This is a genomic window from Burkholderia sp. SR8, assembly GCF_052851275.1.
Window position 1 is genome coordinate 117,926 of sequence record NZ_JAULUC010000002.1, and the last position, 25,074, is coordinate 142,999.

At 67.8% G+C, this 25,074-nt stretch carries 25 protein-coding genes; 2 read left to right on the top strand and 23 right to left on the bottom strand.

The genetic code is table 11. The features are described from left to right. Positions 1–95 precede the first annotated feature (95 nt). From Q3A80_RS02820 to leuC, 18 genes are all read right to left on the bottom strand, one after another. Entirely contained in the window at positions 96–1,286 is a 1,191-nt protein-coding gene (locus tag Q3A80_RS02820; RefSeq protein WP_446327566.1) for an O-succinylhomoserine sulfhydrylase, read from the bottom strand. Positions 1,287–1,544: 258 nt separating this feature from the next. Then, the gene (gene purF, locus Q3A80_RS02825) at positions 1,545–3,077 is read right to left on the bottom strand and encodes an amidophosphoribosyltransferase (RefSeq protein ID WP_446327567.1); all 1,533 of its coding nucleotides are present in this window, start codon (positions 3,075–3,077) and stop codon (positions 1,545–1,547) included. Between the two features lie 51 nt (positions 3,078–3,128). Further along, positions 3,129–3,623 carry a CvpA family protein gene (locus Q3A80_RS02830; protein WP_151062396.1) on the bottom strand — a complete coding sequence of 165 codons (495 nt, stop codon included), beginning with the start codon at positions 3,621–3,623 and terminating at the stop codon, positions 3,129–3,131. A gap of 6 nt (positions 3,624–3,629) precedes the next feature. Next, positions 3,630–4,475 (bottom strand): SPOR domain-containing protein, encoded by an 846-nt coding sequence (locus Q3A80_RS02835; RefSeq protein WP_446327568.1) that lies wholly within the window; start codon positions 4,473–4,475, stop codon positions 3,630–3,632. Between the two features lie 29 nt (positions 4,476–4,504). Further along, complete coding sequence (gene folC, locus Q3A80_RS02840) at positions 4,505–5,815, bottom strand: bifunctional tetrahydrofolate synthase/dihydrofolate synthase (RefSeq protein ID WP_446327569.1); 1,311 nt, start codon at positions 5,813–5,815, stop codon at positions 4,505–4,507. A gap of 100 nt (positions 5,816–5,915) precedes the next feature. Beyond that, the gene (gene accD / locus Q3A80_RS02845; protein ID WP_009691548.1) at positions 5,916–6,788 is read right to left on the bottom strand and encodes an acetyl-CoA carboxylase, carboxyltransferase subunit beta; all 873 of its coding nucleotides are present in this window, start codon (positions 6,786–6,788) and stop codon (positions 5,916–5,918) included. Positions 6,789–6,852: 64 nt separating this feature from the next. Next, positions 6,853–7,671, bottom strand: coding sequence for a tryptophan synthase subunit alpha (gene trpA, locus Q3A80_RS02850; protein ID WP_446327570.1), 819 nt, complete (start codon positions 7,669–7,671; stop codon positions 6,853–6,855). Positions 7,672–7,712: 41 nt separating this feature from the next. Then, positions 7,713–8,564: a DNA-methyltransferase gene (locus tag Q3A80_RS02855; RefSeq protein ID WP_446327571.1), complete on the bottom strand. Its 852-nt coding sequence runs from the start codon at positions 8,562–8,564 to the stop codon at positions 7,713–7,715. A gap of 7 nt (positions 8,565–8,571) precedes the next feature. After that, the gene (gene trpB, locus Q3A80_RS02860; RefSeq protein WP_446327572.1) at positions 8,572–9,765 is read right to left on the bottom strand and encodes a tryptophan synthase subunit beta; all 1,194 of its coding nucleotides are present in this window, start codon (positions 9,763–9,765) and stop codon (positions 8,572–8,574) included. Positions 9,766–9,821: 56 nt separating this feature from the next. After that, entirely contained in the window at positions 9,822–10,523 is a 702-nt protein-coding gene (locus tag Q3A80_RS02865; RefSeq protein WP_446327573.1) for a phosphoribosylanthranilate isomerase, read from the bottom strand. Further along, on the bottom strand, positions 10,520–11,332 hold the full coding sequence (truA, locus tag Q3A80_RS02870) for a tRNA pseudouridine(38-40) synthase TruA (protein ID WP_446327574.1): 813 nt from the start codon (positions 11,330–11,332) through the stop codon (positions 10,520–10,522). The genes Q3A80_RS02865 and truA overlap by 4 nt, the downstream gene beginning before the upstream one ends. Further along, a complete protein-coding gene (locus Q3A80_RS02875; RefSeq protein WP_446327575.1) occupies positions 11,332–13,410 on the bottom strand; it encodes a FimV/HubP family polar landmark protein in 2,079 nt (692 codons plus the stop codon). Before Q3A80_RS02875 ends, truA begins: the two co-directional genes overlap by 1 nt. 305 nt (positions 13,411–13,715) lie before the next feature. Further along, on the bottom strand, positions 13,716–14,837 hold the full coding sequence (gene asd / locus Q3A80_RS02880) for an aspartate-semialdehyde dehydrogenase (protein WP_440621608.1): 1,122 nt from the start codon (positions 14,835–14,837) through the stop codon (positions 13,716–13,718). An 82-nt stretch (positions 14,838–14,919) separates the two neighbouring features. Further along, the gene (locus Q3A80_RS02885) at positions 14,920–15,039 is read right to left on the bottom strand and encodes a hypothetical protein (protein WP_039319027.1); all 120 of its coding nucleotides are present in this window, start codon (positions 15,037–15,039) and stop codon (positions 14,920–14,922) included. 118 nt (positions 15,040–15,157) lie between these two features. Further along, positions 15,158–16,225 carry a 3-isopropylmalate dehydrogenase gene (leuB, locus tag Q3A80_RS02890; RefSeq protein WP_446327576.1) on the bottom strand — a complete coding sequence of 356 codons (1,068 nt, stop codon included), beginning with the start codon at positions 16,223–16,225 and terminating at the stop codon, positions 15,158–15,160. 71 nt (positions 16,226–16,296) lie between these two features. Beyond that, positions 16,297–16,947 carry a 3-isopropylmalate dehydratase small subunit gene (gene leuD, locus Q3A80_RS02895; protein ID WP_040139419.1) on the bottom strand — a complete coding sequence of 217 codons (651 nt, stop codon included), beginning with the start codon at positions 16,945–16,947 and terminating at the stop codon, positions 16,297–16,299. A gap of 65 nt (positions 16,948–17,012) precedes the next feature. After that, on the bottom strand, positions 17,013–17,159 hold the full coding sequence (locus tag Q3A80_RS02900) for an entericidin A/B family lipoprotein (RefSeq protein WP_446327577.1): 147 nt from the start codon (positions 17,157–17,159) through the stop codon (positions 17,013–17,015). A gap of 3 nt (positions 17,160–17,162) precedes the next feature. Next, positions 17,163–18,572 (bottom strand): 3-isopropylmalate dehydratase large subunit, encoded by a 1,410-nt coding sequence (leuC, locus tag Q3A80_RS02905; protein ID WP_124659968.1) that lies wholly within the window; start codon positions 18,570–18,572, stop codon positions 17,163–17,165. Between the two features lie 275 nt (positions 18,573–18,847). Between leuC and Q3A80_RS02910 the strand changes: the two genes are divergently transcribed. Together Q3A80_RS02910 and Q3A80_RS02915 are read left to right on the top strand one after the other, a co-directional pair. After that, on the top strand, positions 18,848–19,180 hold the full coding sequence (locus Q3A80_RS02910) for a cupin domain-containing protein (RefSeq protein ID WP_446327578.1): 333 nt from the start codon (positions 18,848–18,850) through the stop codon (positions 19,178–19,180). A gap of 128 nt (positions 19,181–19,308) precedes the next feature. Further along, positions 19,309–20,034, top strand: coding sequence for a glutathione S-transferase (locus Q3A80_RS02915; protein ID WP_446327579.1), 726 nt, complete (start codon positions 19,309–19,311; stop codon positions 20,032–20,034). 34 nt (positions 20,035–20,068) lie between these two features. Here Q3A80_RS02915 and Q3A80_RS02920 read toward each other — a convergent pair whose 3' ends face one another. From Q3A80_RS02920 to Q3A80_RS02940, 5 genes are all read right to left on the bottom strand, one after another. Beyond that, on the bottom strand, positions 20,069–21,637 hold the full coding sequence (locus Q3A80_RS02920) for an amino acid permease (protein WP_446327580.1): 1,569 nt from the start codon (positions 21,635–21,637) through the stop codon (positions 20,069–20,071). A gap of 141 nt (positions 21,638–21,778) precedes the next feature. Then, positions 21,779–22,243 (bottom strand): Lrp/AsnC family transcriptional regulator, encoded by a 465-nt coding sequence (locus Q3A80_RS02925; protein WP_446327581.1) that lies wholly within the window; start codon positions 22,241–22,243, stop codon positions 21,779–21,781. Between the two features lie 101 nt (positions 22,244–22,344). Then, positions 22,345–23,103, bottom strand: a complete 759-nt coding sequence (locus Q3A80_RS02930) for a dimethylarginine dimethylaminohydrolase family protein (protein WP_446327582.1) — start codon at positions 23,101–23,103, stop codon at positions 22,345–22,347. A gap of 208 nt (positions 23,104–23,311) precedes the next feature. Continuing rightward, positions 23,312–24,565 (bottom strand): DUF1479 domain-containing protein, encoded by a 1,254-nt coding sequence (locus tag Q3A80_RS02935; protein ID WP_446327583.1) that lies wholly within the window; start codon positions 24,563–24,565, stop codon positions 23,312–23,314. A gap of 110 nt (positions 24,566–24,675) precedes the next feature. Further along, positions 24,676–25,065 carry a VOC family protein gene (locus Q3A80_RS02940; protein ID WP_446327584.1) on the bottom strand — a complete coding sequence of 130 codons (390 nt, stop codon included), beginning with the start codon at positions 25,063–25,065 and terminating at the stop codon, positions 24,676–24,678. Positions 25,066–25,074: the final 9 nt, after the last annotated feature.

Sequence of the window (25,074 nt, forward strand, 5' to 3'; positions counted from 1 at the left end):
CAACACGCGGGCTCGGCATCAGCCCAAAAGAAAACGGGCCGCTCGATGTCGAGCGGCCCGTTTTCATGTCGGCCCGGAAACCGGTGCGGTCGTGCTCAGCCCTCGAGGCCGCGCGCGAGATCGTTGCGCAGGTCGCCGGCGTCTTCGAGGCCGACCGCGACGCGGATCAGCCCTTCGGTGATCCCCGCGGCCGCACGCGCTTCCGGCGTGATCCGCGCATGCGTCGTGGTCGCCGGGTGCGTGATCGTCGTGCGCGTGTCGCCGAGGTTGCCGGTGATCGAGATCAGCTTCGTGCTATCGATCACGCGCCATGCGTTCGCGCGCTGCTGCTCGGGCGTGTCGCCCTTCAGCTCGAACGACACGATCGCGCCGCCCGCCTTCTGCTGGCGCTTCGCGAGCGCGTGCTGCGGATGCGATTCGAGCCCCGGATAGAACACGCGCGCAACGGCCGGATGCGAATCCAGCCAGCGCGCGATTTCCAGCGCATTCGCCGACTGCTTTTCGACGCGCAGCGACAGCGTTTCCATCCCCTTCAGCAGCACCCACGCGTTGAACGCCGACAGCGTCGGGCCCGCACTGCGCACGAACGGGAACACCTTGCCCATGATGAAGGCCTTCGAGCCGACCAGCGCGCCGCCGAGCACGCGGCCCTGCCCGTCGAGGAACTTCGTGGCGGAGTGCATCACGACGTCCGCGCCGAGCTTCAGCGGCTGCTGCAGCACCGGGCTGCAGAAACAGTTGTCGACGACGAACAGCGCGTTCGCGGCCTTCGCGATCTTGCCGATCGCTTCGATGTCGGCGAGTTCGGTCAGCGGGTTCGACGGCGTTTCGAGGAAGAACATCTTCGTCTCGGGCCGCACCGCTTCCTGCCATGCGTTCAGGTCGGTCGGATCGACGAACGTCGTCGCGATGCCGAACTTGCTGAAGATCTGCGAGAACATGCCCAGCGTCGAGCCGAACAGGCTGCGCGAGCTGACGAGATGATCGCCCGCCTGCAGTGCGGACATCACGACCGACATGATCGCGGCCATGCCCGACGCCGTCGCGATGCACGCCTCGCCGCCTTCGAGCGCGGCGAGACGATCCTGGAACATGGTGACGGTCGGGTTCGTGAAGCGCGAATAGGTGAAGTAGTCTTCCGAATTCGCGAAGCGCTCGGCCGCCTCCGCCGCGCTCGTGAAGCAGAAGCTCGACGTGAGGAACAGCGCTTCCGAATGCTCGTTGTAGTCGCTGCGCTGCGTGCCTGCGCGCACGGCGAGCGTGTCGAAGTTGAGGGAGTCGTCCATGTTCCGTTTTCCGTATTCGAGGGCCGCGCCGGCGGTCATGCATCGGGCGCGCACCCAGCCACAAAGTCAGGCCAAAACAAAAAGCCCGCTATGCGTCGGCATCAGCGGGCTTCGGTGCGGTACGACAGCGATCGACTCGGGCCGGCTGCCGCCGGCCTTCGCTTTAGCTGTTTTGGGAAGTCGCCCCGCGTCCGCAAGCTGAATCAAATCGACGCAAGGCCACATCCTATCACGCTTCGTCGGAAGCGTGCGCCGGCATCACTCGACCGACAGTTGCAGGTTCATCTGCGAACGCGCGGTGTCGCTGGCCGTATCGCGATCGGCCTGCGACGCCGGCGCGAGGCGCGCGCGCTCGATCGCGTCGAGGTACTCGGGCGTCACGGCGCCGGTGATGTAGTTGCCGTCGAAGCACGACGCCTCGAAGCGTTCGAGCTTCGGGTTGATGTCGCGCACCGCGCGGCGCAGGTCGTCGACGTCCTGATAGATCAGGTAGTCGGCACCGATGATCTTCGCGACTTCCTCGTCGGTGCGGCCGTGCGCGACCAGCTCGCCGCGCGTCGGCATGTCGATGCCGTACACGTTCGGGAACTTCACGGGCGGCGCCGCCGACGCGAAGATCACCGACTTCGCGCCCGCATCGCGCGCCATCTGCACGATCTCGTGCGAGGTCGTGCCGCGCACGATCGAGTCGTCGACGATCAGCACGTGCTTGTCCTTGAACTCGATGCTCATCGCATTGAGCTTCTGGCGCACCGACTTCTTGCGCACGGCCTGGCCCGGCATGATGAACGTGCGGCCGACGTAGCGGTTCTTGAAGAAGCCTTCGCGATACTCGACGCCGAGCTTCGCGGCGACCTGCATCGCCGCCGGACGCGACGAATCGGGAATCGGCATCACGACGTCGATCGGCACGTTCGGCAGCTCGCGCTTGATCTTCTCGGCGAGGTAGTCGCCCATGCGCAGCCGCACGTTGTAGACCGGCACGCCGTCGAGGCAGGAGTCCGGACGCGCGAGATACACGTATTCGAACATGCACGGATTCAGCGTCGGGTTCTCCGCGCACTGCTGGCTGTGGAAGTTGCCGGCCTTGTCGATGAAGATCGCTTCGCCCGGCTGCACGTCGCGCACGAATTCGAAACCGATGCCTTCGACGGCCACCGACTCCGACGCGACCATCCACTCGGTGCCGTTCTCGGTCTCGAGCTTGCCGATGCAGAGCGGGCGGATGCCGAACGGATCGCGGAACGCGAGCAGCCCGTAGCCGGCGATCAGTGACACGATCGCGTACGAGCCCTGCAGGCGGCGGTGCACGCCGGCGACCGCCTTGAACACGGCGGCCGGATCGAGTTCGAGGCCCGTCGTCGACAGTTGCAGCTCGTGCGCGAACACGTTGAGCAGCACTTCGCTGTCGGAATTGGTGTTGATGTGCCGGCGGTCGATCCGGAACATCTCGTCCTTCAGCTGTTCCCAGTTCGTCAGGTTGCCGTTGTGCGCGAGGATGATCCCGAACGGTGCGTTCACGTAGAACGGCTGCGCCTCGGCTTCGCTCGACGCCGAGCCGGCCGTCGGGTAGCGGACCTGGCCGATGCCGAAGGTGCCGGGCAGGCTGCGCATGTTGCGCGTGCGGAACACGTCGCGCACCATGCCGTTCGCCTTGTACATGTGGAAATTGCTGCCGTCCGCCGTCGCGATGCCCGCTGCATCCTGACCGCGATGCTGCAGCAGCAGCAGGCTGTCATAGATCAGCTGATTGACCGGGGATTGGGAGATAACACCTACGATGCCGCACATGGCATGTCCTTCAAGATGACAAAATCGGTTCCGTCCTGCCCGGCCGCGTCGTCACACGCGTACGTACTGGGCCATGCCGTCGGGCAGGAGCTGCTTCAGCTCGTGCACGCCCTGTTCGGCGATAGGACGCAATAGCGCATTGCGCCAGAAATCCTGTTTGGGCAATTCGGTCAGCCCGGCCGCCGCGACCAGCAGCACCACCAGCACGCAGCCGCGGACCAGCCCGAACATCATGCCCAGCGAGCGATCGACCCCGCCGAGGCCCGTTGCCTGCGCGATCCGCGACAACAGCGCGTTCGCGACGCCGGCGACGAACACGACGCCGATCACGATCAGCGCGAACGCGAGCACCCACTGTGTCAGCGCGCCGCCCGGCCAGTTCGCCGGGATGTACGGCACCACGAGTCCGACATAGCGCGCCGCGATCACGACCGCCGCGATCCAGCCGATCAGCCCGAAAATCTCCGAGACGAAACCGCGCCACGCGCCACGCAGCGCAGACAACGCGATCACCGCCAATACAGCGTAGTCGAAAGCCGTCAGCATCGCACGTTACTGCGTGAGTCCGGCTTCGCGCACCTTCGCGATCGCGGCCGATGCCGCCGCGCGATCCGCAAACGGGCCGGCACGCAGCAGTGTAGCCGTGCTGCCGTCCGCCTGCTTGCGATGCTCGACATATGCGGGCACGCCCGCGGATTTCAACTTGGTGGCCCACGAGCGGGCCGTCGTGTCGTCCTTGAACGATCCGAGCTGCACCGCGAAGCGCGCACCGGCCGGCGACGCCGGCGACGATGCGTCGCCGCTGTCGGCTGCGGCATCGGCGTTCGCGACCGCCGCGGGCGCCGGCTTCGGTGCAACCGGCTTCGCCGCAGGCGCGGCCGCGGCCGGCTTCGCAGCGGGCTTCGGCGGCGCGACGCTGGCCGTGGTCGTCGAGGTCGTGGCATCGGGCTTCGCGGCCGGCTTGGCCGCATCCTTCGCGGGGGCCGGAACGGCTGCCACCGCAGCATCGGACGCCGGCGGCTCGTCGTGCGCGACGCCGGCCTGCACGTCGGCCGCCTCGTCGTCACGCGGCGCGACCGCCTGATGCGCGGGCCGGTTCGGGATGTCGATCGCGATGTCGTCCGTCACCGGCTTCGGGTGCGAATCGAGCACCATCGGCAGCACGATCACCGCGGCGACCACGAGCGCGATCGCGCCGACGAGGCGCCGGCGCGCGCGTTGCTTTTCAGGAAGGGTCGGATCGAGGAGCAGTGCATCCGATTCCGGACGCTCGGTGCGGCGCGTGCGGCGCTCGACACGTTCAGTGCGCTCCGTGCGCGCGTTCCGGGAGGCCCCGGTACGACCGCCGCGCCGCGAGGGCGCGTCGTCGTCTTTCTTGCCGAACGAGAAAATTCCCATGAATGGCTGAGTCCGAAACTGCCCGTCAGTCAGTGTTGCTGCGATTTCCGGTAGGCCATCACACCTGCCACCGTATGGAAACTGCCGAAAACCACGATTCTATCATTCTCGGATGCTCTTTTTAGTGCATCGCGAAACGCGTCGGCGGGCGATGCGAAGCGCGTCACGCTCGAATCGGCGCCGTCTTCCACGCCGGCCTTGCGCAGCGCGGCTTCGAGCTGCTCCGCGCTCGCCGCGCGCGGCAGCGGCAGATCGGTCACGCACCAGTGGTCGATCTCGCCCTTCAAGTGCCGCAGCACGCCGTCGATGTCCTTGTCGTGCATCGCGCCGAACACCGCGTACGTGTACGGGAAGAAGCCCATGTTGCCGAGATTCTGCTCGAGCACGGCCGCCGCATGCGGGTTGTGCGCGACGTCGAGCACGATCGCGGGCTTGCCCGGCAGCACCTGGAAGCGCCCCGGCAGCTCGACGTTCGCGAGCCCGAGCCGGATGTCCTGCGCGGACACCGGCAGCACCGGGCGCAGCGCCTCGAGCGCGGCGAGCGCGGCCGATGCATTGATCAGCTGATTCGCGCCGCGCAGCGCCGGGTACGCGAGCGCCGGATAACGCTTGTCGCGGCCGAGATAGCTCCATTGCTGGCGCTCCGCGCCCGGCTGCGCCTCGTAGCGGAAATCGCGCCCGACCAGCCACAGGTCGGCGCCGATCGCGGCCGCATGCTCGACCAGCGTGTCGGGCACCGCGGGATCGCCGCAGATCGCCGGCTTGCCGGCGCGGAAGATCCCGGCCTTCTCGAACGCGATCTTCTCGCGCGTGTCGCCGAGGTATTCGGTGTGGTCGATGTCGATGCTCGTGACGATCGCGCAATCGGTGTCGATGATGTTGACCGCATCGAGCCGGCCGCCGAGGCCGACTTCGAGGATCACCGCGTCGAGCCCGCGCGACGCGAACAGGTGCAGGATCGCGAGCGTCGTGAATTCGAAATACGTGAGCGACACCGGCTCCGGCAGCGACGTGCGCGCCGCTTCGACGGCCTCGAAGTGCGGCAGCAGCTCGGCATCGCTGACCTGCTGCCCGTTCACGCGCGCGCGCTCGCTGAATTCGAGCAGGTGCGGCGACGTGTGGCAGCCGACCTTGTAGCCCGCGTGCACGAGGATCGCCTCGAGGAACGCGCAGGTCGAGCCCTTGCCGTTCGTGCCGCCGACCGTGATCACCGGGCACGCGAATTCGAGCTGCAGCGCCGCCTTGACCTGCCCGATACGGGTGAGGCCCATGTCGATGCCGACCGGGTGCGCGCGTTCGAGATGCGAAAGCCACGCGTCGAGAGTGGGAAAAGTGCTCATCGGATCAAATCTGAATCGGTACCGCCACTACGCCAAAAAACGAAACGCGCCGCCCGGCGGTTCAGCCGGGCGACGCGCGCAGTTCACAACGCCGCGCCTGTCAGGCCAGCGCGTCGGCCGGCTGCCGCTGCAGCAGCGCGAGCAGCTGCGCGATCTCGTCGCGCATCTTGCGGCGATCGACGATCATGTCGATCGCGCCAGTCTTCAGCAGGAATTCCGCGCGCTGGAAGCCTTCCGGCAGCTTCTCGCGAACCGTCTGCTCGATCACGCGCGGGCCGGCGAAGCCGATCAGCGCCTTCGGCTCGGCGATCACGACGTCGCCGAGGAACGCGAAACTCGCCGACACGCCGCCCATCGTCGGGTCGGTCAGCACCGAGATGAACGGCAGCTTGGCTTCGGCCAGCTTCGTCAGCATCGCGGTGGTCTTCGCCATCTGCATCAGCGACAGCAGGCTTTCCTGCATCCGTGCGCCGCCCGACGCGGTGAAGCAGATGAACGGCACGTGCTGTTCCAGCGCGTTCTGCGCGCCGCGCGCAAAGCGCTCGCCGACCACCGAACCCATCGAGCCGCCCATGAACGAGAACTCGAAGCAGGCCGCGACGACGGGCAGCGTGTGGATCGCGCCGCCCATCACCACCATCGCGTCGGTCTCGCCGGTCTCGTCCATCGCTTCCTTCAGACGATCGGGATACTTGCGGCTGTCCTTGAACTTCAGCGAGTCGACCGGCACGATTTCCTGGCCGATTTCATAGCGGCCTTCCGGATCGAGCAGCCCGTCGAGGCGCTCGCGCGCGCCGATGCGCATGTGGTGATCGCACTTCGGGCATACGTGCAGGTTCGCGTCCACGTCGTTGCGGTACAGCACGGCCTCGCAGGACGGGCACTTGACCCACAGGCCTTCCGGAATGCCCTTGCGGCTTTTCGGGTCGGTCTGCTTGATCTTCGGCGGCAACAGTTTGTCGAGCCAGCTCATCGTGTATGGTTTCCTGTTCCGTGGCGGGGCGGGCCGACCGGCCCGTTCCCGCTTCCTGTTGTGTTTATCGCGCCGTGTTGCCGGCGCCGTCCAGCGCGGCGCGCAGCTCGGCGATGAACGCCTTCAGCGCGGCGGCGGCGCCTTCCGGCGCAGCGCTCTCGAGCAGCTGCACCAGGCGGCTGCCGATCACGACGGCGTCCGACACTTCGGCCACCGCGCGCGCCGTTTCGGCGTCGCGGATCCCGAAGCCGACGCCGACCGGAACCGGCACGCGCGACTTGATGGCCGGGATTTTACCCGCAATGCTCGAAACATCCAGATTTCCGGCGCCGGTCACGCCCTTGAGCGACACGTAATACACGTAGCCGCTCGCGATCTTGCCCACGTCGGCGATGCGTTCGTCGGTCGACGTCGGCGCGAGCAGGAAGATCGGATCGATCTGCGCGCCGCGCATTTTCTCGGCGAACACGCCCGCCTCTTCTGGCGGATAGTCGACGACCAGCACGCCGTCGACGCCGGCCGCCTGCGCTTCGGCTGCGAACGCGTCGACGCCCATCCGCTCGATCGGGTTGGCATAGCCCATCAGCACGACGGGGGTTTTCCGGTCGGTCTCGCGAAAGCGCTTTACGTCGGCGAGCACGCTCGTCAGCGTGACGCCGCGCGCGAGCGCGCGCTCCGACGAGCGCTGGATCACCGGGCCGTCGGCCATCGGGTCCGAGAACGGCACGCCGAGCTCGATCACGTCGGCGCCGCCTTCGGCGAGCGCGTGCATGAATTCGACGGTCTTCGCGGGATCGGGGTCGCCGGCCGTGATGAACGGGATCAGGCCCTTGCGGCCCTGTTCGGCGAGTGCGGCGAAGGTCTGCTGGATACGGGAGGACATGGCAATTTTCCTTGATGCGATCGGCACTGCGACGGCGCGACTCACGCGCACGCCTGCGCGGCGAGCGCGCTCACGCGCTCGTGCGCGATCGCGCAATAACTTTCGTTGATCTCGTAGCCGACGAAGTCGCGCCCCTGCCGTGCGCAGGCCACCGCGGTCGTGCCGCTGCCCATGAACGGATCGAGCACGCGGCCGCCCGGCGGGCAGCTCGCGAGCACCATCCGCTCGATGATTTCCAGCGGCTTCTGGGTCGGATGATCGACGCGCTCCGCGTGCTGCCGATGCAGGCGCGAGACCGACCAGACGTCCTTCGGGTTGTAGCCCATCTCCAGCCACTTGCTGCCTTCGAACAGCTTGCGCGAGCGGGCCTTCTTCGTGTCGGCGTCGTACGGGATGCGGACCGGATCGAGATCGAAGTAATACGCCTTGGAAACCGCGAAAAAGCCGATGTTGTCGTGCACCGACGTGAAACGGCGCGTCGTGCCGCCCATGCTCGGCACGCGCCGGTCCCAGATGATCTCGTTGACCATCGTGAGCTTCGTCTTCAGGAAGCTGAAGATTTCCGGCGCGTACTGCCACGTGCAGAAGATGTACATCGACCCGCTCGGCTTCAGCTTCGGAATCGCGAGCTCGAGCCACTCGCGCGTCCACGCGAGGAAATCGTCGCCCGAACGCTTGTCCGAGTCGTTGCCGTAGTCCTTGCCGAGCCCGTACGGCGGATCGGCGACGATCAGGTCGATCGACGCGTCCGGCAGCCGCCCGGCTTCGGTCAGGAAATCGCGGTTGTGCAGCTCGATCCCGGACGGCAGCGCGCACGGCACGGCGGCGACGGGTTGCCCCGCGTCCGCTTCGCTCGCGGCGCCGCCGCCCGGTTGCTCGATCAGGTCACGCATCGGGGGGTCAGAGGGCGATGCCCGATCGCTCGGCGACCGTGTGCATGTCCTTGTCGCCGCGGCCCGACAGGTTGACGAGCAGGATCTTGTCCTTCGGCAACGTCGGCGCGAGCTTCACGCCATACGCGATCGCGTGGCTCGACTCGAGCGCGGGGATGATCCCCTCGATCCGGCAGCAGTCGTGGAACGCCTTCAGCGCCTCGTCGTCGGTGATCGGCACGTACTGCGCGCGGCCGCTGTCCTTCAGCCATGCGTGCTCGGGGCCGACGCCCGGATAGTCGAGGCCGGCCGATACCGAATGCGTCTCGATGATCTGGCCGTTGTCGTCCTGCAGCAGGTACGTGCGGTTGCCGTGCAGCACGCCGGGGCTGCCGGCGATCAGCGACGCCGCGTGACGGCCGGTGTCGAGCCCGTCGCCGGCCGCTTCGACGCCGATCAGCTGCACCGACGTATCGTCGATGTACGGATAGAAGATGCCCATCGCGTTCGAGCCGCCGCCGACGCAGGCGATCACCGCGTCCGGCTGACGGCCGGCGAGTTCGGGCATCTGCACCTTGCACTCGTCGCCGATCACGCGCTGGAAGTCGCGCACCATCGCCGGGTACGGGTGCGGGCCCGCGACCGTGCCGATGATGTAGAACGTGCTTTCGATGTTCGTGACCCAGTCGCGCATCGCTTCGTTCAGCGCATCCTTCAGCGTGCGCGAACCCGATTCGACCGGCACGACCGTCGCGCCGAGCAGCTTCATCCGGTACACGTTCGCGGCCTGGCGGCGCACGTCCTCGGCGCCCATGTAGACGATGCACTCCATCCCGAAGCGCGCGCAGATCGTCGCGGTCGCGACGCCGTGCTGGCCGGCGCCCGTCTCGGCGATCACGCGCTTCTTGCCCATCCGCTTCGCGAGCAGCGCCTGGCCGATCACGTTGTTGATCTTGTGCGCGCCGGTGTGGTTCAGGTCCTCGCGCTTCAGGTAGATCTGCGCGCCGCCGAGCGTCTCGCTCCAGCGCTGCGCGTGATAGATCGGCGACGGACGTCCGACGAAGTACTTCAGCTCGCGCTCGTATTCGGCGACGAAATCGGGGTCGTTCCGGAATTTTTCATACGCGTTGCGCAATTCGTCCAGCGCGTGAATCAGCGTTTCGGCGACGAACACGCCGCCATACGGGCCGAAGTGGCCGCGATCATCAGGAAGGTTGTACATGGTGTCACTCTCGATCGGTCGGTGCGTCCCGCGGGTCGGGGCCGCACCGGCTTGCATCACCTGGCATCCGCGTCGCGCACCGCGCGTACGAACGCCGCCATCCGGGCGTGATCCTTCACGCCCTTTGCGCCCTCCACTTCGATGCCACTCGAGACATCGACAGCAAACGGGCGCAACTGGCGGATCGCATCACCGACGTTTTGCGCGTTCAAGCCACCACTCAAAACGGCCCGATGCGCGAGCTCTGCGGGAATAAGTGACCAATCGAAGACCTTGCCGCTACCGCCGTAGTCCGGCACCAGGGTGTCGAACAGGAGGCCGCGCGCTTTCGAATAACGAAGAGCCGATTCTACCAAATCGGCCGGCTGCGTCGAGGGGCCGACGCGCACCGCGCGCAACCACGGCAGGCGCGCCGCGCGGCCGAGCGCGTCGCACTGCTCGGGCGTCTCGTCGCCATGGAATTGCAGCACCGTGAGCGGCACGTCGCGCACGACCGCCTCGATCTCGGCCTCCGTCGCGTTCACGAACAGCCCGACCACCGACACGAACGGCGGCGCGAGGCTGGCGAGTTCGGCCGCCTGCGCGATCGTCACCGCGCGCGGGCTCTTCGGATAGAACACGAGGCCGATCGCGTCGGCGCCGAGCGCCGCGGCATGCAGCACGTCGTCGCGGCGCGACAGGCCGCACAGCTTGATGCGCGTGCGCGGCGCGAGGCCGGCCGCGGCGGAAGTCGAAGAAGACACGGTGTGATCCGTCATGATTGCGGGTCCAGATCGGCCCAGACGCTGCTCCACGGCACGCTGCCGAGCTGCGCGGGCGGGACGGCGAATTCCGCCGGGTAGCCGACATGGGCGAGGTACAGCCCGTCGGCCATGAACGTGGGCGCGGCGAGGTTGCGATCGCGCCCGGCCAGCACGTCGGCGACCCAGTCCGCCGGGTAGCGGCCGCGCCCCACCGCGACGAGGCAGCCCATCAGGTTGCGCACCATGTGGTGCAGGAACGCATTCGCGCGGAAGCGGAAATGAATGAAGTGGCCCGCGCGCCGCACGTCGATCTGGTACAGGTGTTTGACCGGCGTCTTCGACTGGCATTCCGACGACCGGAACGACGAGAAATCGTGCTCGCCGAGCAGATGCGCGGCGGCGGCGCGCATCGCGTCGTCGTCGAGCGGCGTGTGGACCCAGCCCGCGCGGCCGGCCAGCATCGGCGAGCGCACCGGATGCACGTACAGCGCGTAGTAGTACGTGCGTTCGAACGCCGAGAAACGCGCGTGGAACGTGTCCGGCATCGGCTTCGCCCATTGCACCGACACGGTCGGCGGCAGGAACGCATTGGTGCCGCGCACCCACGAGAAATCCGCGCGGTCGAGTTCCGTGTCGAAGTGCACGACCTGCCCGAGCCCGTGCACGCCCGTGTCGGTTCGTCCCGCGACCGTCGTGTGCAGCGGCACACAGGCGAATTCGCCAAGCGCGCGCTCGAGCGCGTCCTGCACGGTCTTGCCGTGCGGCTGCGCCTGCCAGCCGCAGAACGCGGCACCGTCGTACTGAATCCCGAGCGCGATCCGCATCACGCGTGATCCGCCAGTTTCGCGAGCAGTGCGCGCGCGTCGTCGCGGGTCGCGGCGTCGTTCGCATCGATCACTTCCTGCAGCAGCGTGCGCGCGCCGGACAGATCGCCCAGCTCGACGTACTCGGACGCGAGATCCAGCTTGTTGCGCGCGATGCGGGCGAGCTCTTCCGGCGTCAGCGCGGGCAGTACGGCACCGGGCGTCGACGGCAGGTCGAGATCGAAATCGAGCTTCAACGCGCCGAACTGCGCGCCGCCGAGCGGCGGCAGCGACGACGGCGCGGACGCCCCGCCGCCGCCCGTGCCGGCGGCAGGTGTGGCCGCATCCGGCTCCCAGTCGAGCTCGTCGTCGTGGTCGGCCCGATGTTCCGGCGGCAGATTGTCCGCGCCAATCGGCGGGTGCTGCGCGGATTGACCGTTAGTTGCGATTTGCCCGCTTTCCGCGTGCGCTGCGTCGGCGGCCGGCTCGTCCGCCGTTCTCGGCGGCAGCGGCATGTCGAGGCTGTTGAGCGCGCTGATCGCGTTCTGCATCAGCGCCGCGTGCTGGGCGTCGTTGTTCGCCGGTGCGGCGGGCGCTTCGGTCGGCGTCTCGGCGGCCGCTTCCGCGACCGGCTTCACGTCGTGCGGGGCCGGCGCTGCGTCACTGTCCGGCGCGGCGGGCGCGGACGGCGCATCCGCGTGATCGTCATGCGGATGCGCCGTATCGGACGGCGACGAGACTTCGGGGGCGCGCGTATCGACCGTTTCCGCCGCTGCGGCAGCCGCCGTGACCAGACTCACATCGCCGGCCGCATCGCGGGCAAGCGGCGTCTCGGGGAGGATCGGTGCCAGCGGTTCGACGGGCGACGTCGATGGGCCGGCATCCGCTGCAGCCGATCCGCCGGATACCGGCGTGACGTCATCCGCACGCCGCGCCTTGCGGCGCTTGCGCCACGCAAATCCGGCAGCCAGCACGATAACGGCCGCACCGGCCGCCGCGGCCGGGCGCCAGTCGATCTGCTGCGAATCGCGGGCGGGCGCAGCGGACCTCACCGGCACGGCCGGTTGCACGGGCGCCGAGGCCGGCTGCACCGCGCTCGCGACCACGCCGGACGCCGCTTCGCTCGCAGCCGGCGACGGCGCGGCAGCCGATGCGCCGGCGTCACTCGCGGCCGAACGCGGCGCAGCGGGTGTCGGTGCAGGCACTGGCGCCGGTGCCACGTTGTTCGTCGTGGCCGGCTTGCCGATTCCGTGCTTCTGCAGTTCCATCAGCACGCGATTTTTCAGCGCAAGCAGCTGCTGCAGGCTCGACGGCCGCGCCTGCGACGCGGCCGCGACGGGAGCCGCCGACGACGGTTCGTGCATCCCATGCGCCGGGCCGCCCGGTGCGAGCGGGACAGACGCTTCGCTCGCGGACGACGGCGCGGACTGGATCGAGCCACTCCACACGTGCGGCCCGCTTGCGCCAGCCGCAGGCGTTGCCGGCGATACGGCTTCGACCGTCGACGCACCGTGCGCGACGGACGCCCCGCTCGGCGCCGATGCGCCGGCCGCACTCGTGCCGCTCGCACCGCTCACCGGTGCCGGATGCGCGACCGGCGCAGCCGGAGCGGCTTGCGCCACTTGCGCGGCCGACCCCGGATGCGACGCGGACGCGCCATGCTGCGCGACGGCGGCCGTACCCGACGCGGCGGCCGCAGCGGAAGCAGTCGAGACGCCCGACGCTGCCGATGCCCCGGCCGGCGCGAGCGCCGCCCCGGTCGCATCGAGCGCGGGCACCGTCAGCGTCGCGCCGACCTTCAGGCGGCTCGGGTCGCGCTTCATGAACGCTTGCGGATTGGCGTCGAACAGCGCGCGGCCGGCGCGCGCGAGCACGGCCGGGTCATGCGACTGCGTCGCGGCTTTCGCGAGATCGTTCAACGACTGGCCCGGCTGGACCGTCACGGTGAGCGGCGCGGGGCCGCCTGCGGCGGACGCCGGCAGGTCGCCGGCGCCGGCCGCCCAGGCCGACGCGACCGCGCCGAGCGCCAGGATCGCCAGCGCGCCACGCACGGCGCGCGACAAACGGGACTGACGCGGAAACAAGGAAATTCGGGACATCGTAGGCTCTATCGCCGCGCGCGGGCGCAGCTCGGATTCGCGTAGGGAAGCGTCAATAAAGTTGCCGCAGAAATGCAAAAGCGTCGCGCTGAACGCGACGCTTTCGGCGGCTCTGCGCGTCGTAACCGCATAGTTTACTTCACACGATCGGATTCCGGCCGAATTCGTCGCCGATGGCGCCGGCTGCCGCGCTCGTGCCGCGGCACGCCGGCCGGCGCGCACCAACAAAAAACGCCTGCCGCCCGGCGAAGGGCTGGCAGGCGTTTCGCGTCGCGCGCCGATGCGCGCGCAGCGCGGCCCGATCGTTACTTGTCGAGCAGGATGCGCAGCATGCGGCGCAGCGGCTCGGCCGCGCCCCACAGCAGCTGGTCGCCGACCGTGAACGCCGACAGGTATTCGCCGCCCATCGCGAGCTTGCGCAGACGGCCGACCGGCACCGTCAGCGTGCCGGTGATCTTCGCCGGCGACAGGTCGCGCATCGACGCTTCGCGCTCGTTCGGCACGACCTTCACCCAGTCGTTCGCCGATGCGAGGATGCCGTTGATCTCGTCGAGCGGGACGTCCTTCTTCAGCTTGATCGTCAGTGCCTGCGAGTGGCAGCGCATCGCGCCGATCCGCACGCACAGGCCGTCGACCGGGATCGAGCCCGGCTCGCCCATCGCCGGCTTGCCGAGGATCTTGTTGGTTTCCGCGCCGCCTTTCCACTCTTCCTTCGACATCCCGTTGCCGAGATCCTTGTCGATCCACGGGATCAGCGAGCCGGCGAGCGGCACGCCGAAGTGGCTCGTCGGCATCGCATCGCTGTTCATCGTCGCGAGCACGCGGCGGTCGATGTCGAGAATCGCGGAAGCCGGATCGGCCAGTTGTTCCTGCACCGAACCGTGCAGCGCGCCCATCTGCGACAGCAGTTCACGCATGTTCTGCGCGCCCGCGCCCGATGCGGCCTGGTACGTCATGGCCGTCATCCAGTCGACGAGGTTCTCGCGGAACAGGCCGCCGAGCGCCATCAGCATCAGACTGACCGTGCAGTTGCCGCCGACGAAGTTCTTCGTGCCCTTGACCAGCGCGTCCTTGATCACGTCGAGGTTGACCGGATCGAGGATGATGACCGCGTCGTCCTTCATCCGCAGCGACGACGCCGCGTCGATCCAGTAGCCGTTCCAGCCGGCCGCGCGCAGCTTCGGGAACACGTCGTTCGTGTAGTCGCCGCCCTGGCACGTGATGATCACGTCGCACTTCTTCAGCTCGTCGACGTTGGTCGCGTCCTTGAGCGTGGTCTCGTTTTTCGCGAACGACGGCGCCTTGCCGCCCGTGTTGCTGGTGCTGAAAAACACCGGTTCGATCAGGTCGAAATCACCTTCTTCCTGCATGCGTTGCATCAGCACGCTGCCGACCATGCCGCGCCAACCTACGAGACCTACGTTCATGACTAACCCTTTGAATGGAGCTTCCCCGCCATTTCCGCCCCCGGCGTGACCGCGCGGGGAAACAGGCGGGCACGACGGACGATCAGCGTTTGATGATCGTTTTCGTGGTAATGGTTTTCGTGATGACGATGGCGCGCGTACCCGCACGGGCAGTGTTGCCGTGGAGTTTCAGGACCGGGGAGATCAGGGAAATCAGCGCCATCGTTCGAGTCTACACAAAGCCGGTTGCCCGCACAACGGCCAACCGTGCGCGAACCGGCCGTTTTTGCGGCCCGTTCGCGCCCTTTCACCATCAATTACCGCACTTCGTTTCCGTCCGCTTACAGCGCCGCGATCACCGCGTCGCCCATCGCGGCCGTGCCGACCTGCTTGCAGCCCGGCGTCGCGATGTCGCCGGTGCGATAGCCTTGTTCGAGCACCGTTTTCACCGCGCGCTCGATGCGATCGGCCTGCTCCGCGCGGTTCAGCGAGTAGCGCAGCAGCATCGCGGCCGACAGGATCGTCGCGAGCGGGTTCGCGATGCCCTTGCCCGCGATGTCCGGCGCCGAACCGTGCGACGGCTCGTACAGGCCCTTGTTGTTCTTGTCGAGCGACGCCGACGGCAGCATGCCGATCGAGCCCGTCAGCATCGACGCTTCATCCGACAGGATGTCGCCGAACATGTTGCCGGTCACGATCACGTCGAACTGCTTCGGCGCCTTCGCGAGCTGCATCGCCGCGTTGTCGACGTACATGTGCGACAGCTCGACGTCCGCGTATTCCTTCGACACGTCGATCATGATGTCGCGCCAGAACTGCGACGTCTCGAGCACGTTGGACTTGTCGACCGACAGCAGCTTCTTCGCGCGCTTTTGCGCGGCCTGGAACGCGACGTGCGCGATGCGGCGCACTTCCGGTTCCGAATAGCGCATCGTGTCGAAGCCTTCGCGCGCGCCGGCGAACGGGCCGTCCGGCGCCGCACGCACGCCGCGCGGCTGGCCGAAGTAGATGTCGCCGTTCAGTTCGCGCACGATCAGGATGTCGAGGCCCGCGACGAGCTCCGGTTTCAGCGGCGATGCGTCGACGAGCTGCGGGTAGCAGATCGCCGGGCGGAAGTTCGCGAACAGCTCGAGATGCTTGCGCAGCCCGAGGATCGCCTGCTCGGGGCGCAGCGCGCGCTCGAGCGAGTCGTACTTCCAGTCGCCGACCGCGCCGAACAGGATCGCGTCGGCTTCCTTCGCGAGGTTCAGCGTCGCGTCCGGCAGCGGATGGCCGCTCGCCTCGTAACCCGCGCCGCCGACCGGCGCGTGCTCGAGTTCGAACTTCTCGTCGAGGGCGTTCAGCACCTTGACCGCTTCGTTGACGATTTCCGGACCGATGCCGTCGCCGGGCAGCACTGCAATCTTCATGCGTTATTCCTGACTGGGTAGGTTAGGGGCAGGTCGGCGAGCGCGTCGCGCGCGCCCGCCCGGAGGCAATCTCAGCCGACCAGCTTGTTGTTGAGCCACGGCTGCTTCGCGAGCCGCTCGGCTTCGAACTGGCGGATCTTGTCCGCGTGGCGCAGCGTCAGGCCGATGTCGTCGAAACCGTTCAGCAGGCAGTACTTGCGGAACGCGGTGATCTCGAACGGATACTCGCGGCCGTCGCCCGAGCGCACGACCTGCGCGTCGAGATCGATCGTCAGCTGATAGCCGTTGAACGCATACGTGTCGTTGAACAGGTGATCGACCTGCTGCTCGGTCAGCACGATCGGCAGCAGCCCGTTCTTGTAGCAGTTGTTGAAGAAGATGTCCGCGAAGCTCGGCGCGATGATCGCGCGGAAGCCGTACTGCTGCAGCGCCCACGGCGCGTGCTCGCGCGAGCTGCCGCAACCGAAGTTCTTGCGGGCAAGCAGCACCGATGCGCCCTGGTAGCGCGGCTGGTTCAGCACGAAGTCCGGGTTCAGCGGGCGCTTCGAGTTGTCCTGGCCGGGCTCGCCGTGGTCGAGATAACGCCACTCGTCGAACGCGTTCGGACCGAAGCCCGTGCGCTTGATCGACTTCAGGAACTGCTTCGGGATGATCGCGTCGGTGTCGACGTTCTCGCGATCGAGCGGCGCCACGACGCCGGTATGCACAATGAATTTTTCCATGATCCGTCTATCCGGTTGAAGGGCCGGCATTCAGCCGGCGCACATCGACAAATTCTCGGTGAGCGTCAGTCCGCGGCGCGCTGCAGCGCGTTGCCGGCGGCGTTGACGTCCTCGCCGAAGCCTCGGACGGTATTGCAGCCCGCAAGGCCGAAGACGAGCCCCGCGAGCGCCAGCACGGCGGCGAGCCGCGCGATCAGCTTCGATTTCGTCACGCGTTACCCCAGCTTGCGAATGTCGACGAAGTGGCCTTCGATCGCGGCTGCCGCCGCCATCGCGGGGCTCACGAGATGCGTGCGGCCGCCCGCGCCCTGCCGGCCTTCGAAGTTGCGGTTCGACGTCGATGCGCAACGCTCGCCCGGGTCGAGCCGGTCGGCGTTCATCGCGAGGCACATCGAGCAGCCCGGCTCGCGCCATTCGAAGCCCGCGTCGGTGAACACCTTGTCGAGCCCTTCGCGCTCGGCCTGCGCCTTCACGAGACCCGAACCCGGCACGACCATCGCGAGCCGCACGTTGGATGCGATGCGGCGGTTCAGCTTCTTCACGACGTATGCGGCCGCGCGGATGTCTTCGATGCGTGCGTTCGTGCACGAGCCGATGAAGATCTTGTCGACCTTGATCGATTCGATCGGCGTGTTCGGCTCGAGCGCCATGTAGGCCAGCGCGCGCTCCATCGCGTCGCGCTTGACCGGATCCTTCTCGCGCTCGGGATCGGGCACGCGACCGTCGATCGACGTGACCATTTCCGGCGACGTGCCCCACGTGACCTGCGGGACGATCTCGGCCGCGTTCAGTTCGACGACGCGGTCGAACTGCGCGCCTTCGTCGGACTTGAATTCGCGCCAGTACTCGACGGCCTGGTCCCATTCCGCGCCGGTCGGCACGAACGGACGGCCCTTCAGGTAGTCGATCGTCGTGTCGTCGACGGCGACCATGCCCGCGCGCGCGCCGGCTTCGATCGCCATGTTGCAGACGGTCATCCGGCCTTCCATCGTCAGCGCGCGGATCGTCGAGCCGCCGAATTCGATCGCGTAGCCCGTGCCGCCGGCCGTGCCGATCTTGCCGATGATCGCGAGCACGATGTCCTTCGCGGTACAGCCGCGCGGCAGCGTGCCTTCGACCTTCACGAGCATGTTCTTGCTCTTTTTCTGCAGCAAGGTTTGCGTCGCGAGCACGTGCTCGACTTCCGACGTGCCGATGCCGTGCGCGAGCGCGCCGAACGCGCCGTGCGTCGACGTGTGCGAATCGCCGCAGACGATCGTCATGCCCGGCAGCGTCGCACCCTGCTCCGGCCCGATGATGTGCACGATGCCCTGGCGCACGTCGTTCATCTTGAACTGCGTGATGCCGAACGCGTCGCAGTTCGCGTCGAGCGTGTCGACCTGCAGCTTCGAGACCGGATCGGCGATGCCGTGGCTGCGATCCGTGGTCGGGACGTTGTGGTCCGACACGGCCAGGTTCGCGCTGATGCGCCACACCGGGCGGTGCGCGACGTTCAGCCCTTCGAACGCCTGCGGGCTCGTGACTTCGTGCAGCAGCTGACGGTCGATGTAGAGCAATGCCGTGCCGTCGTCCTCGGTGTGGACGACGTGGGTATTCCACAGTTTGTCGTAGAGAGTCTGTGCCATGGGTATGCGGGGTCGTTGTGACTACAAGCCTTACTGGTGCGATCGATTATGCCACGCAGAACGCGTCGCGGCGCAGGCTCGACACGAAAAAACCCATTAAAAACAGTGGTTTGGCTGGTAGTGCCAATACCTGTATCGGCATTACCCGGCAAACGGGTGCGCATCGCCCGGAGTGCGCCGCGCGACCGGAACGTTCGCCGCGCACCGGATTCCGGCATACGATGGGACGGTCACGCGTGCACGCCCGCACGACCCGCCCTCCGGAGCCCACGACGATGAAGCTCGGCATCCACGACTCGCTCGCCCGCCTCGACGCTGAAGGCACGCTGTTCACGACGCTGTTTCGCCACGGCACGCTCGACATCGAGCTGTACCGGCCGCGAGGCGAGGACCGGCAAACGCCGCACACACGCGACGAGGTCTACGTGATCGCGGCAGGCACGTCGCGGTTCGTCCTCGACGGACGCGAATGCGGGGTCGCGGCCGGCGACGTGCTGTTCGTCCCCGCATTCGCGGAACACCGCTTCGCCGGGTTCTCCAGCGACTTCTCGGCATGGGTGTTGTTCTACGGGCCGGAAGGCGGCGAGCGCGACGAACGCGGCGCATGACCCAACGCGCCCCAGGCATTTCCCGCTCGATCTCCTAGACTGTCTATTCGCAACGGGCGGCACGCGGCCGCCCTCCCCGCCATCCCGATGCGGGCATCGCCTGACGCATCGACGGACAGGAGCATTGCATGCGATACGAACTCTATTACTGGCCGGAAATCCAGGGCCGCGGCGAATACGTGCGGCTCGCGCTCGAGGCGGCCGAGGCCGACTACGTCGACGTCGCGCGCGAATCGCGGCGCGGCATGGGCGTGTCGGCGATGATGCAGATGATGGACAGCACGAAGGCCGAATGCGTACCGTTCGCGCCGCCGTTCCTGAAAGCCGGCGACGTGGTCGTCGGACAGACCGCGAACATCCTGCTGTTTCTCGGCGCGCGGCTCGGGCTCGCGCCCGCCGACGAAGCCGGACGGCTGTGGGTGCACCAGTTGCAGCTGACCGTCGCCGACTTCGTCACCGAGATCCACGACACGCATCATCCGATCGGCAGCGGCCTGTACTACGAGGACCAGAAGGCAGAGGCCGCCGAACGCGCGGCCGATTTCCTCGCGCACCGGCTGCCGAAGTTCCTCGGCTACTTCGACCGCGTGCTCGCGCAGAATCCGCACAAGAGCGGCTACATCGCCGGCAGCGCGCTCAGTTACGCGGACCTGTCGCTGTTCCAGCTGATCGAAGGGCTGCGTTACGCGTTCCCGAACGCGATGAAGCGCGCGGAACGCAAGGTGGCGGGGCTCGTCGCGCTGCACGACCGCGTCGCCGAGCATCCGCCGATCGAGCGCTATCTCGAGTCGGAGCGCCGTATCCCGTTCAACGACATGGGGATCTTCCGGCACTATCCGGAGCTGGACACCTAGCGGCGGCGCGGCATCCGCGCGCGCCGCCCGGCGCTCAGCGCGGCTGCCCGTGCTGCTCGCGCTGCCCGTGCTGCTCGCGCTGCCCGTGTTGCGTCAGCACCGCATCGACGGCGTCGACCGAGCGCGTGAGCCACGGCCCGATATCCATCTCCTCGTACCGCACGAGCCGGCTCTTGCGCACGCGGCGATACGCGCACCAGATCGCGACGAACAGCGGAATCCACACGTAGATTGACAGCACTTCCATCCAGTCGATGCGCGCCGCGAAGAATGCCTGGTAATCCTGCCCGAGCGAGATCGCGATGCAGATCGCGATCGCGAACAGCGGTCCGAACGGAAACCACTTCGCGCGGTACGGCAGCTGGTCGAGCCGGTAGCCCTGCTTCAGGAAGCCCTTGCGGAAGCGGTAATGGCAGACCGCAATGCCGAGCCACGCGATGAAGCCGGTGATGCCGACCGTATTGAGCAGCCACAGGTAGATGCTCTGGTTGCCGGTCAGCGACGTGAGGAAGCACAGCCCGCCCACCGCCATCGTCGCGTACAGCGCGTTGCGCGGCACGCCGCCCGGCGACAGCGTCGCGAACATCGCAGGCGCCCGCCCTTCCGCGGCGAGGTTGTACAGCATCCGCGCGGCCGCATACGTGCCCGAGTTGCCGGCGGACAGCACGGCCGTCAGGATCACGAGGTTCATCGCGCCGGCCGCGAGCGGAAACCCGGCATGGCTGAACACGAGCGTGAACGGGCTCACGCCGATATCCGTCACGTCGCTCTTCAGCAGGTTCGGATCGGTGTACGGCACCAGCAGGCCGATCACGAAGATCGCGAGCACGTAGAACAGCATGATCCGCCAGAAGATCTGCTTTACCGCGCGCGGAATCGTCTTGCGCGGGTTTTCCGATTCGCCGGCCGTGATGCCGACCAGCTCGGTGCCGAGAAACGAGAAGCCCGCGATCAGCGCGACGCTCATCATCGCGTGCACGCCGCCGACGAACGGCGCGTCGCCGGTCCGGAAATTGCGCCACCCGACCGGATGTCCGTTGCCGAGCACGCCGGCCGCGATCAGCAGCCCCGCCGCGATGAACGCGATCACGGTGACGACCTTGATCAGCGAGAACCAGTATTCCGATTCGCCGAAACCGCGCACGGACAGCGTGTTCAGCAGGAAGATCAGCACCAGGAACGCCGCGCCCCACCACACGCCCGGCACGGCCGGAAACCAGTAGCGCATCACGATCTGCGCGGCGACCAGCTCGATCGCGATCGTCACGGCCCAGCTGTACCAGTAGGTCCAGCCGAGCGCGACGCCGAACCCCGCGTCGACGTACTTCTCGCCGTAGATCGCGAACGAGCCCGACACCGGCATCAGCGCGGCCATCTCGCCGAGCCCGGTGACGACGAAGTAAACCATCAGCCCGATCGCGATATACGCGGCGATCGCGCCGCCCGGTCCCGCCTGCGCGACCGACGCGCCCGACGCGACGAACAGCCCCGTGCCGATCGAGCCGCCGATCGCGATCATCGCGATGTGGCGGCCCTGCAGCCGGCGCTTGAGCGCCGTCCCGGACGGCGCGGCCGTCTGCGCTGCCGCTTGCAAAGCATCCATAGTGTTCACCCTGAGTGGAGCCGGGCCGCTCGAATTGATTCGGAATACCAATCAATCAGCCCGGTTATTCGCGTCGAAAAACCGTCGTACCTGGCGTGCCGCGCATCCGGTGCCGGCGGGCGCCGGACGCGCTCGACGATGTCAGACGATGCTGCGCTTGATCGCCTGCAGCTCGGCCGTCGTCACGATCTTCTCGATCCGGAACCGCGGGCTCTCCAGCCACAGGTTCGCGATCCGCCGGTATTCGTCGAGGTCCTCGCACGCGAGCCGCACGAGAAAATCGAACGTGCCGCTGACGAGCCAGCAATCGAGCACCGCCGGGTTGTTCCGCATCTCGTCCTCGAACGGCGCCTGCGAACGCCCGTGATCGGCCAGCACGATCTGCGCGATCACGACGATCGGCTTGGTCGCGCGCGGCGCGTTGATCACCGCGCGGTAGCCTTCGATCACGCCGAGCGCCTCGAGCCGCTCCACGCGTGCCTGGCACGGGCGCGCCGTGAGGTTCACGAGCTCCGACAGCTTCCGGTACGAAATCCGGCCGTCGGTGCGTAGGATGTCGAGGATCCGGAGATCGATCTTGTCGAGCTGCATCTTCTTGTCGGTCATCCGCGTTTGCTCCGGTCGGGTCGTGGCTGGTGCGCGGAGCGTCTTCTCCCGTTCCGCGCGGGGGCCACATTATCCGGCCGAAGCGGCCGCGCGCCAATCGGCTAGAACCGCAGCGACAGGCAGGTCAGCCCGCCGTCCATCTTGCGGAACTCGCTCGTGTCGATCACGTGCAGCGGCAGCCCGAGCGCGCCAATCGCGTCGTGCACGCGCGGATAGCCGGCCGGCGTGATCAGCGTGCCGTTCACGCGCAGCGTGTTGCCCGCGTATTCGTCGGCGGCCGAGATCGCGATCCGGCGATAGTCGGCGAATGCCGGATGCGCGGCCAGCGCGTCGGTCACGAGCAGCGTGTCGTCGCCGAGCGCGTTGACGACCGACTTCAGGTGCAGGCCCGCGCCGACCGGCACCGCGACGACCGAATAGCCGTAGCGCGACACCAGCGCCTCGAACGCGGCGATGCCTTCGGCGTCGGTGCGGCTCGTCAGCCCGATGTAGAAACGCTTGCCCACCTGCATCACGTCGCCGCCGTCGAGACGGCCTTGCTGCATCGGCAGCAGGTCGCGATGCACGCGGAGCGCGGCTTCGATGTGCGCGGTCTCGCCGCGCCGCGCAGGCGCGCCGGGGCGCGTGATCACCGCGAATTCGGGCGTGACGACCGCGACGTCCTCGACGAAGTGCGAATCGGGGAACGCGTCCAGCGGCGGCAGCTCGGTCAACTCGACGCCGAGCCCGCGCAGCGCGTCGCAGTATGCGTGGAACTGCGTGAGCGTCTTGTCGTAGTCGGGCGCGCCGAGTGCGGCAGTGGTGAGGCCCGCGCCACAGGACGGCGCGGGACGGCGAACGATCGCTTGCGTGAATTGCATCGACTCCTCCTTGGTCTCGCTGCCCCGTGCGGCGCACCGGGCAGCTGCGTGGTGTGTCCGGACCATTATCGGAAGCCAAATTGCGCAATTCGCGTCGATTTCGCGCGCGAGCGCAGCCGATCGCGTCGAAATGCATGCAGCGCGCAGCCGATTCGGCACACGGCCGGCCGGCGCGACGGGAACGGCCGTTCCCGGTGCGCGGTGCCCGTTACGCGGCGGCCGGCCCGAATCCCATTTGCGCACGGCCGAGCGCCGTGAGGTCGCCCTCGCCCGCGCGTCCGTCGAAATCGACCTCGAAATGGTCGGCCGGGAAATCGGGCGGGCTGTCGCCGCGCACGAACGCGAGCCGCTGGCGCTGCAGGTACGCGTCGTTCTTCGCGCAGCCGGGCGCGGCCGCGATGTACATCACGTTGCTGTCGCCGCTGCCGCGATGCGCGTCCTCGACCGCATGCACGACGTCGCCGTGCCAGAACACCGCATCGCCCGGTTCCATGTGCGGGATCGGCACCAGCGCATCGAGCAGCAGCGCATGCCATTCGGGCAGGATCGACAACGCGCGGCCCGGACGTGCGCCGCACAGGTCGTCGTCGGCGACGTCGTCCTGCAGCGCGCGCAGCACGACGTACGCCATCGCGTTCGCGACCGGAATCAGCTGCAGCGTGCCGTCGCCGGGCCCTTGCGGCGTCAGCGCGGTCCAGCCCTGGAACGTGCGGAACATCGAGCACACGGCCGGCGACGGAATCTCCTCGACGTCGGGACGAAACGCAGCGTCGAACGGGTCGTAATCGCGCCACTGGCCGGCCAGCACATGGCGATAGACCTGCCGGAAATTCGCGCCGAGCCAGCGCTCGACCGAGCCGCCGTCGACATGCGGCGACAACCCGAGCGACGTCGAGCCCGGCGGCCGGCGGCGGATCCGGTCCGCATAGGCCGGCACCTGCTCAGGATCGAAATGCGTGTGGGTGCCGTCCGCATGGCGCCACAGGCGGTTCAGGAACACGCGCGCCTGCGTGAGTGCCGGCGACTGGCGCGCGGCCACTTGCGGCTTCGACCAGTAGACGCCGTAGATCTGCGGCTTGCCCGACGCGAGATTGCCGAAATAACGGTCCTCGGCGCGCGCATGCAGCCGCTCGGCGAAGCGGTTCGCGTCGAGGTAAGCGCCGATCTCGTCGTTCCAGTCGCGCGCCTGCTGCGCGTCGAACACGCCGCGGATCACCGCCGCGCCGCGCGTGCGGATCGCGGCGATCGCGTGCGGATCGACGCTGCCGTTCGCGATATCCGCGAACCGCAGCACCGGAATCACGTCGTGGCGTTGCGCGTGCGCGCGGCGGATCGCGTCCACCTGCCGCGCGATGTCGCCTTCCAGTTCGCGGAACGTGGCCGCGTAGCCGGGCAGATCGGCGCGCAGCGCCCGTTTCGCCGCGCGGATCGCGGTCGGCAGATCGTCAATCGTCAGGTGCATCGTGGTCTCCTCGCTGAATCGTGCTGTGACGAGTGCCCAGCGTACGGCCGGCGCACGCGCGCCATCGACACTATCCGGCCAACAATCGATACAATCCTGACAACCGTGTGCTACTTGGGACGATGGCAGACCACGCACAGCTTGTTGCCGTCCGGGTCGCGAAAGTACGCGCCGTAGTAGTCGGGATGGTAGTGCGGCCGCAGGCCGGGCGGCCCTTCGCAGGTGGCGCCGTGCTGCAGCGCAAGCGCATGGCAGCGGTCGACCTGCGCACGGGTCTGCGCGTCGAACGCGACTGTATGGCCGTTGCCCGGTTCGGGCGCGCGGCCGTCGAGCGGCCGGCCGAAGAAGAACAGCGGCCGGTCGGTGTCGGCCGGCATCCAGCCCGACCAGCCGTCCGGCTCGTTGAATTTGAGACGCAGCCCGAGTTCCGCGAACAGCGGCGCGTAGAAGTCGTACGCGCGCGCCGTATCGCTGACGCCCACGCAAACATGTGAAAACATGGCATCGCT

Bases quoted from the DNA above. Each gene is read 5' to 3' on its own strand.
- truA (WP_446327574.1), bottom strand. From the start codon at position 11,332: ATGCGGATCGCGCTCGGGATTCAGTACGACGGTGCCGCGTTCTGCGGC.
- folC (WP_446327569.1), bottom strand. From the start codon at position 5,815: ATGAGCACTTTTCCCACTCTCGACGCGTGGCTTTCGCATCTCGAACGC.
- Q3A80_RS02915 (WP_446327579.1), top strand. From the start codon at position 19,309: ATGCGATACGAACTCTATTACTGGCCGGAAATCCAGGGCCGCGGCGAA.
- Q3A80_RS02835 (WP_446327568.1), bottom strand. From the start codon at position 4,475: ATGGGAATTTTCTCGTTCGGCAAGAAAGACGACGACGCGCCCTCGCGG.
- Q3A80_RS02820 (WP_446327566.1), bottom strand. From the start codon at position 1,286: ATGGACGACTCCCTCAACTTCGACACGCTCGCCGTGCGCGCAGGCACG.
- accD (WP_009691548.1), bottom strand. From the start codon at position 6,788: ATGAGCTGGCTCGACAAACTGTTGCCGCCGAAGATCAAGCAGACCGAC.
- Q3A80_RS02855 (WP_446327571.1), bottom strand. From the start codon at position 8,564: ATGCGTGACCTGATCGAGCAACCGGGCGGCGGCGCCGCGAGCGAAGCG.
- Q3A80_RS02935 (WP_446327583.1), bottom strand. From the start codon at position 24,565: ATGCACCTGACGATTGACGATCTGCCGACCGCGATCCGCGCGGCGAAA.
- Q3A80_RS02920 (WP_446327580.1), bottom strand. From the start codon at position 21,637: ATGGATGCTTTGCAAGCGGCAGCGCAGACGGCCGCGCCGTCCGGGACG.
- leuC (WP_124659968.1), bottom strand. From the start codon at position 18,572: ATGGCACAGACTCTCTACGACAAACTGTGGAATACCCACGTCGTCCAC.
- Q3A80_RS02830 (WP_151062396.1), bottom strand. From the start codon at position 3,623: ATGCTGACGGCTTTCGACTACGCTGTATTGGCGGTGATCGCGTTGTCT.
- Q3A80_RS02875 (WP_446327575.1), bottom strand. From the start codon at position 13,410: ATGTCCCGAATTTCCTTGTTTCCGCGTCAGTCCCGTTTGTCGCGCGCC.
- Q3A80_RS02925 (WP_446327581.1), bottom strand. From the start codon at position 22,243: ATGACCGACAAGAAGATGCAGCTCGACAAGATCGATCTCCGGATCCTC.
- trpA (WP_446327570.1), bottom strand. From the start codon at position 7,671: ATGTCCTCCCGTATCCAGCAGACCTTCGCCGCACTCGCCGAACAGGGC.
- Q3A80_RS02910 (WP_446327578.1), top strand. From the start codon at position 18,848: ATGAAGCTCGGCATCCACGACTCGCTCGCCCGCCTCGACGCTGAAGGC.
- purF (WP_446327567.1), bottom strand. From the start codon at position 3,077: ATGTGCGGCATCGTAGGTGTTATCTCCCAATCCCCGGTCAATCAGCTG.
- Q3A80_RS02940 (WP_446327584.1), bottom strand. From the start codon at position 25,065: ATGTTTTCACATGTTTGCGTGGGCGTCAGCGATACGGCGCGCGCGTAC.
- Q3A80_RS02865 (WP_446327573.1), bottom strand. From the start codon at position 10,523: ATGACGGATCACACCGTGTCTTCTTCGACTTCCGCCGCGGCCGGCCTC.
- trpB (WP_446327572.1), bottom strand. From the start codon at position 9,765: ATGTACAACCTTCCTGATGATCGCGGCCACTTCGGCCCGTATGGCGGC.
- Q3A80_RS02885 (WP_039319027.1), bottom strand. From the start codon at position 15,039: ATGGCGCTGATTTCCCTGATCTCCCCGGTCCTGAAACTCCACGGCAAC.
- Q3A80_RS02930 (WP_446327582.1), bottom strand. From the start codon at position 23,103: ATGCAATTCACGCAAGCGATCGTTCGCCGTCCCGCGCCGTCCTGTGGC.
- leuB (WP_446327576.1), bottom strand. From the start codon at position 16,225: ATGAAGATTGCAGTGCTGCCCGGCGACGGCATCGGTCCGGAAATCGTC.
- leuD (WP_040139419.1), bottom strand. From the start codon at position 16,947: ATGGAAAAATTCATTGTGCATACCGGCGTCGTGGCGCCGCTCGATCGC.
- asd (WP_440621608.1), bottom strand. From the start codon at position 14,837: ATGAACGTAGGTCTCGTAGGTTGGCGCGGCATGGTCGGCAGCGTGCTG.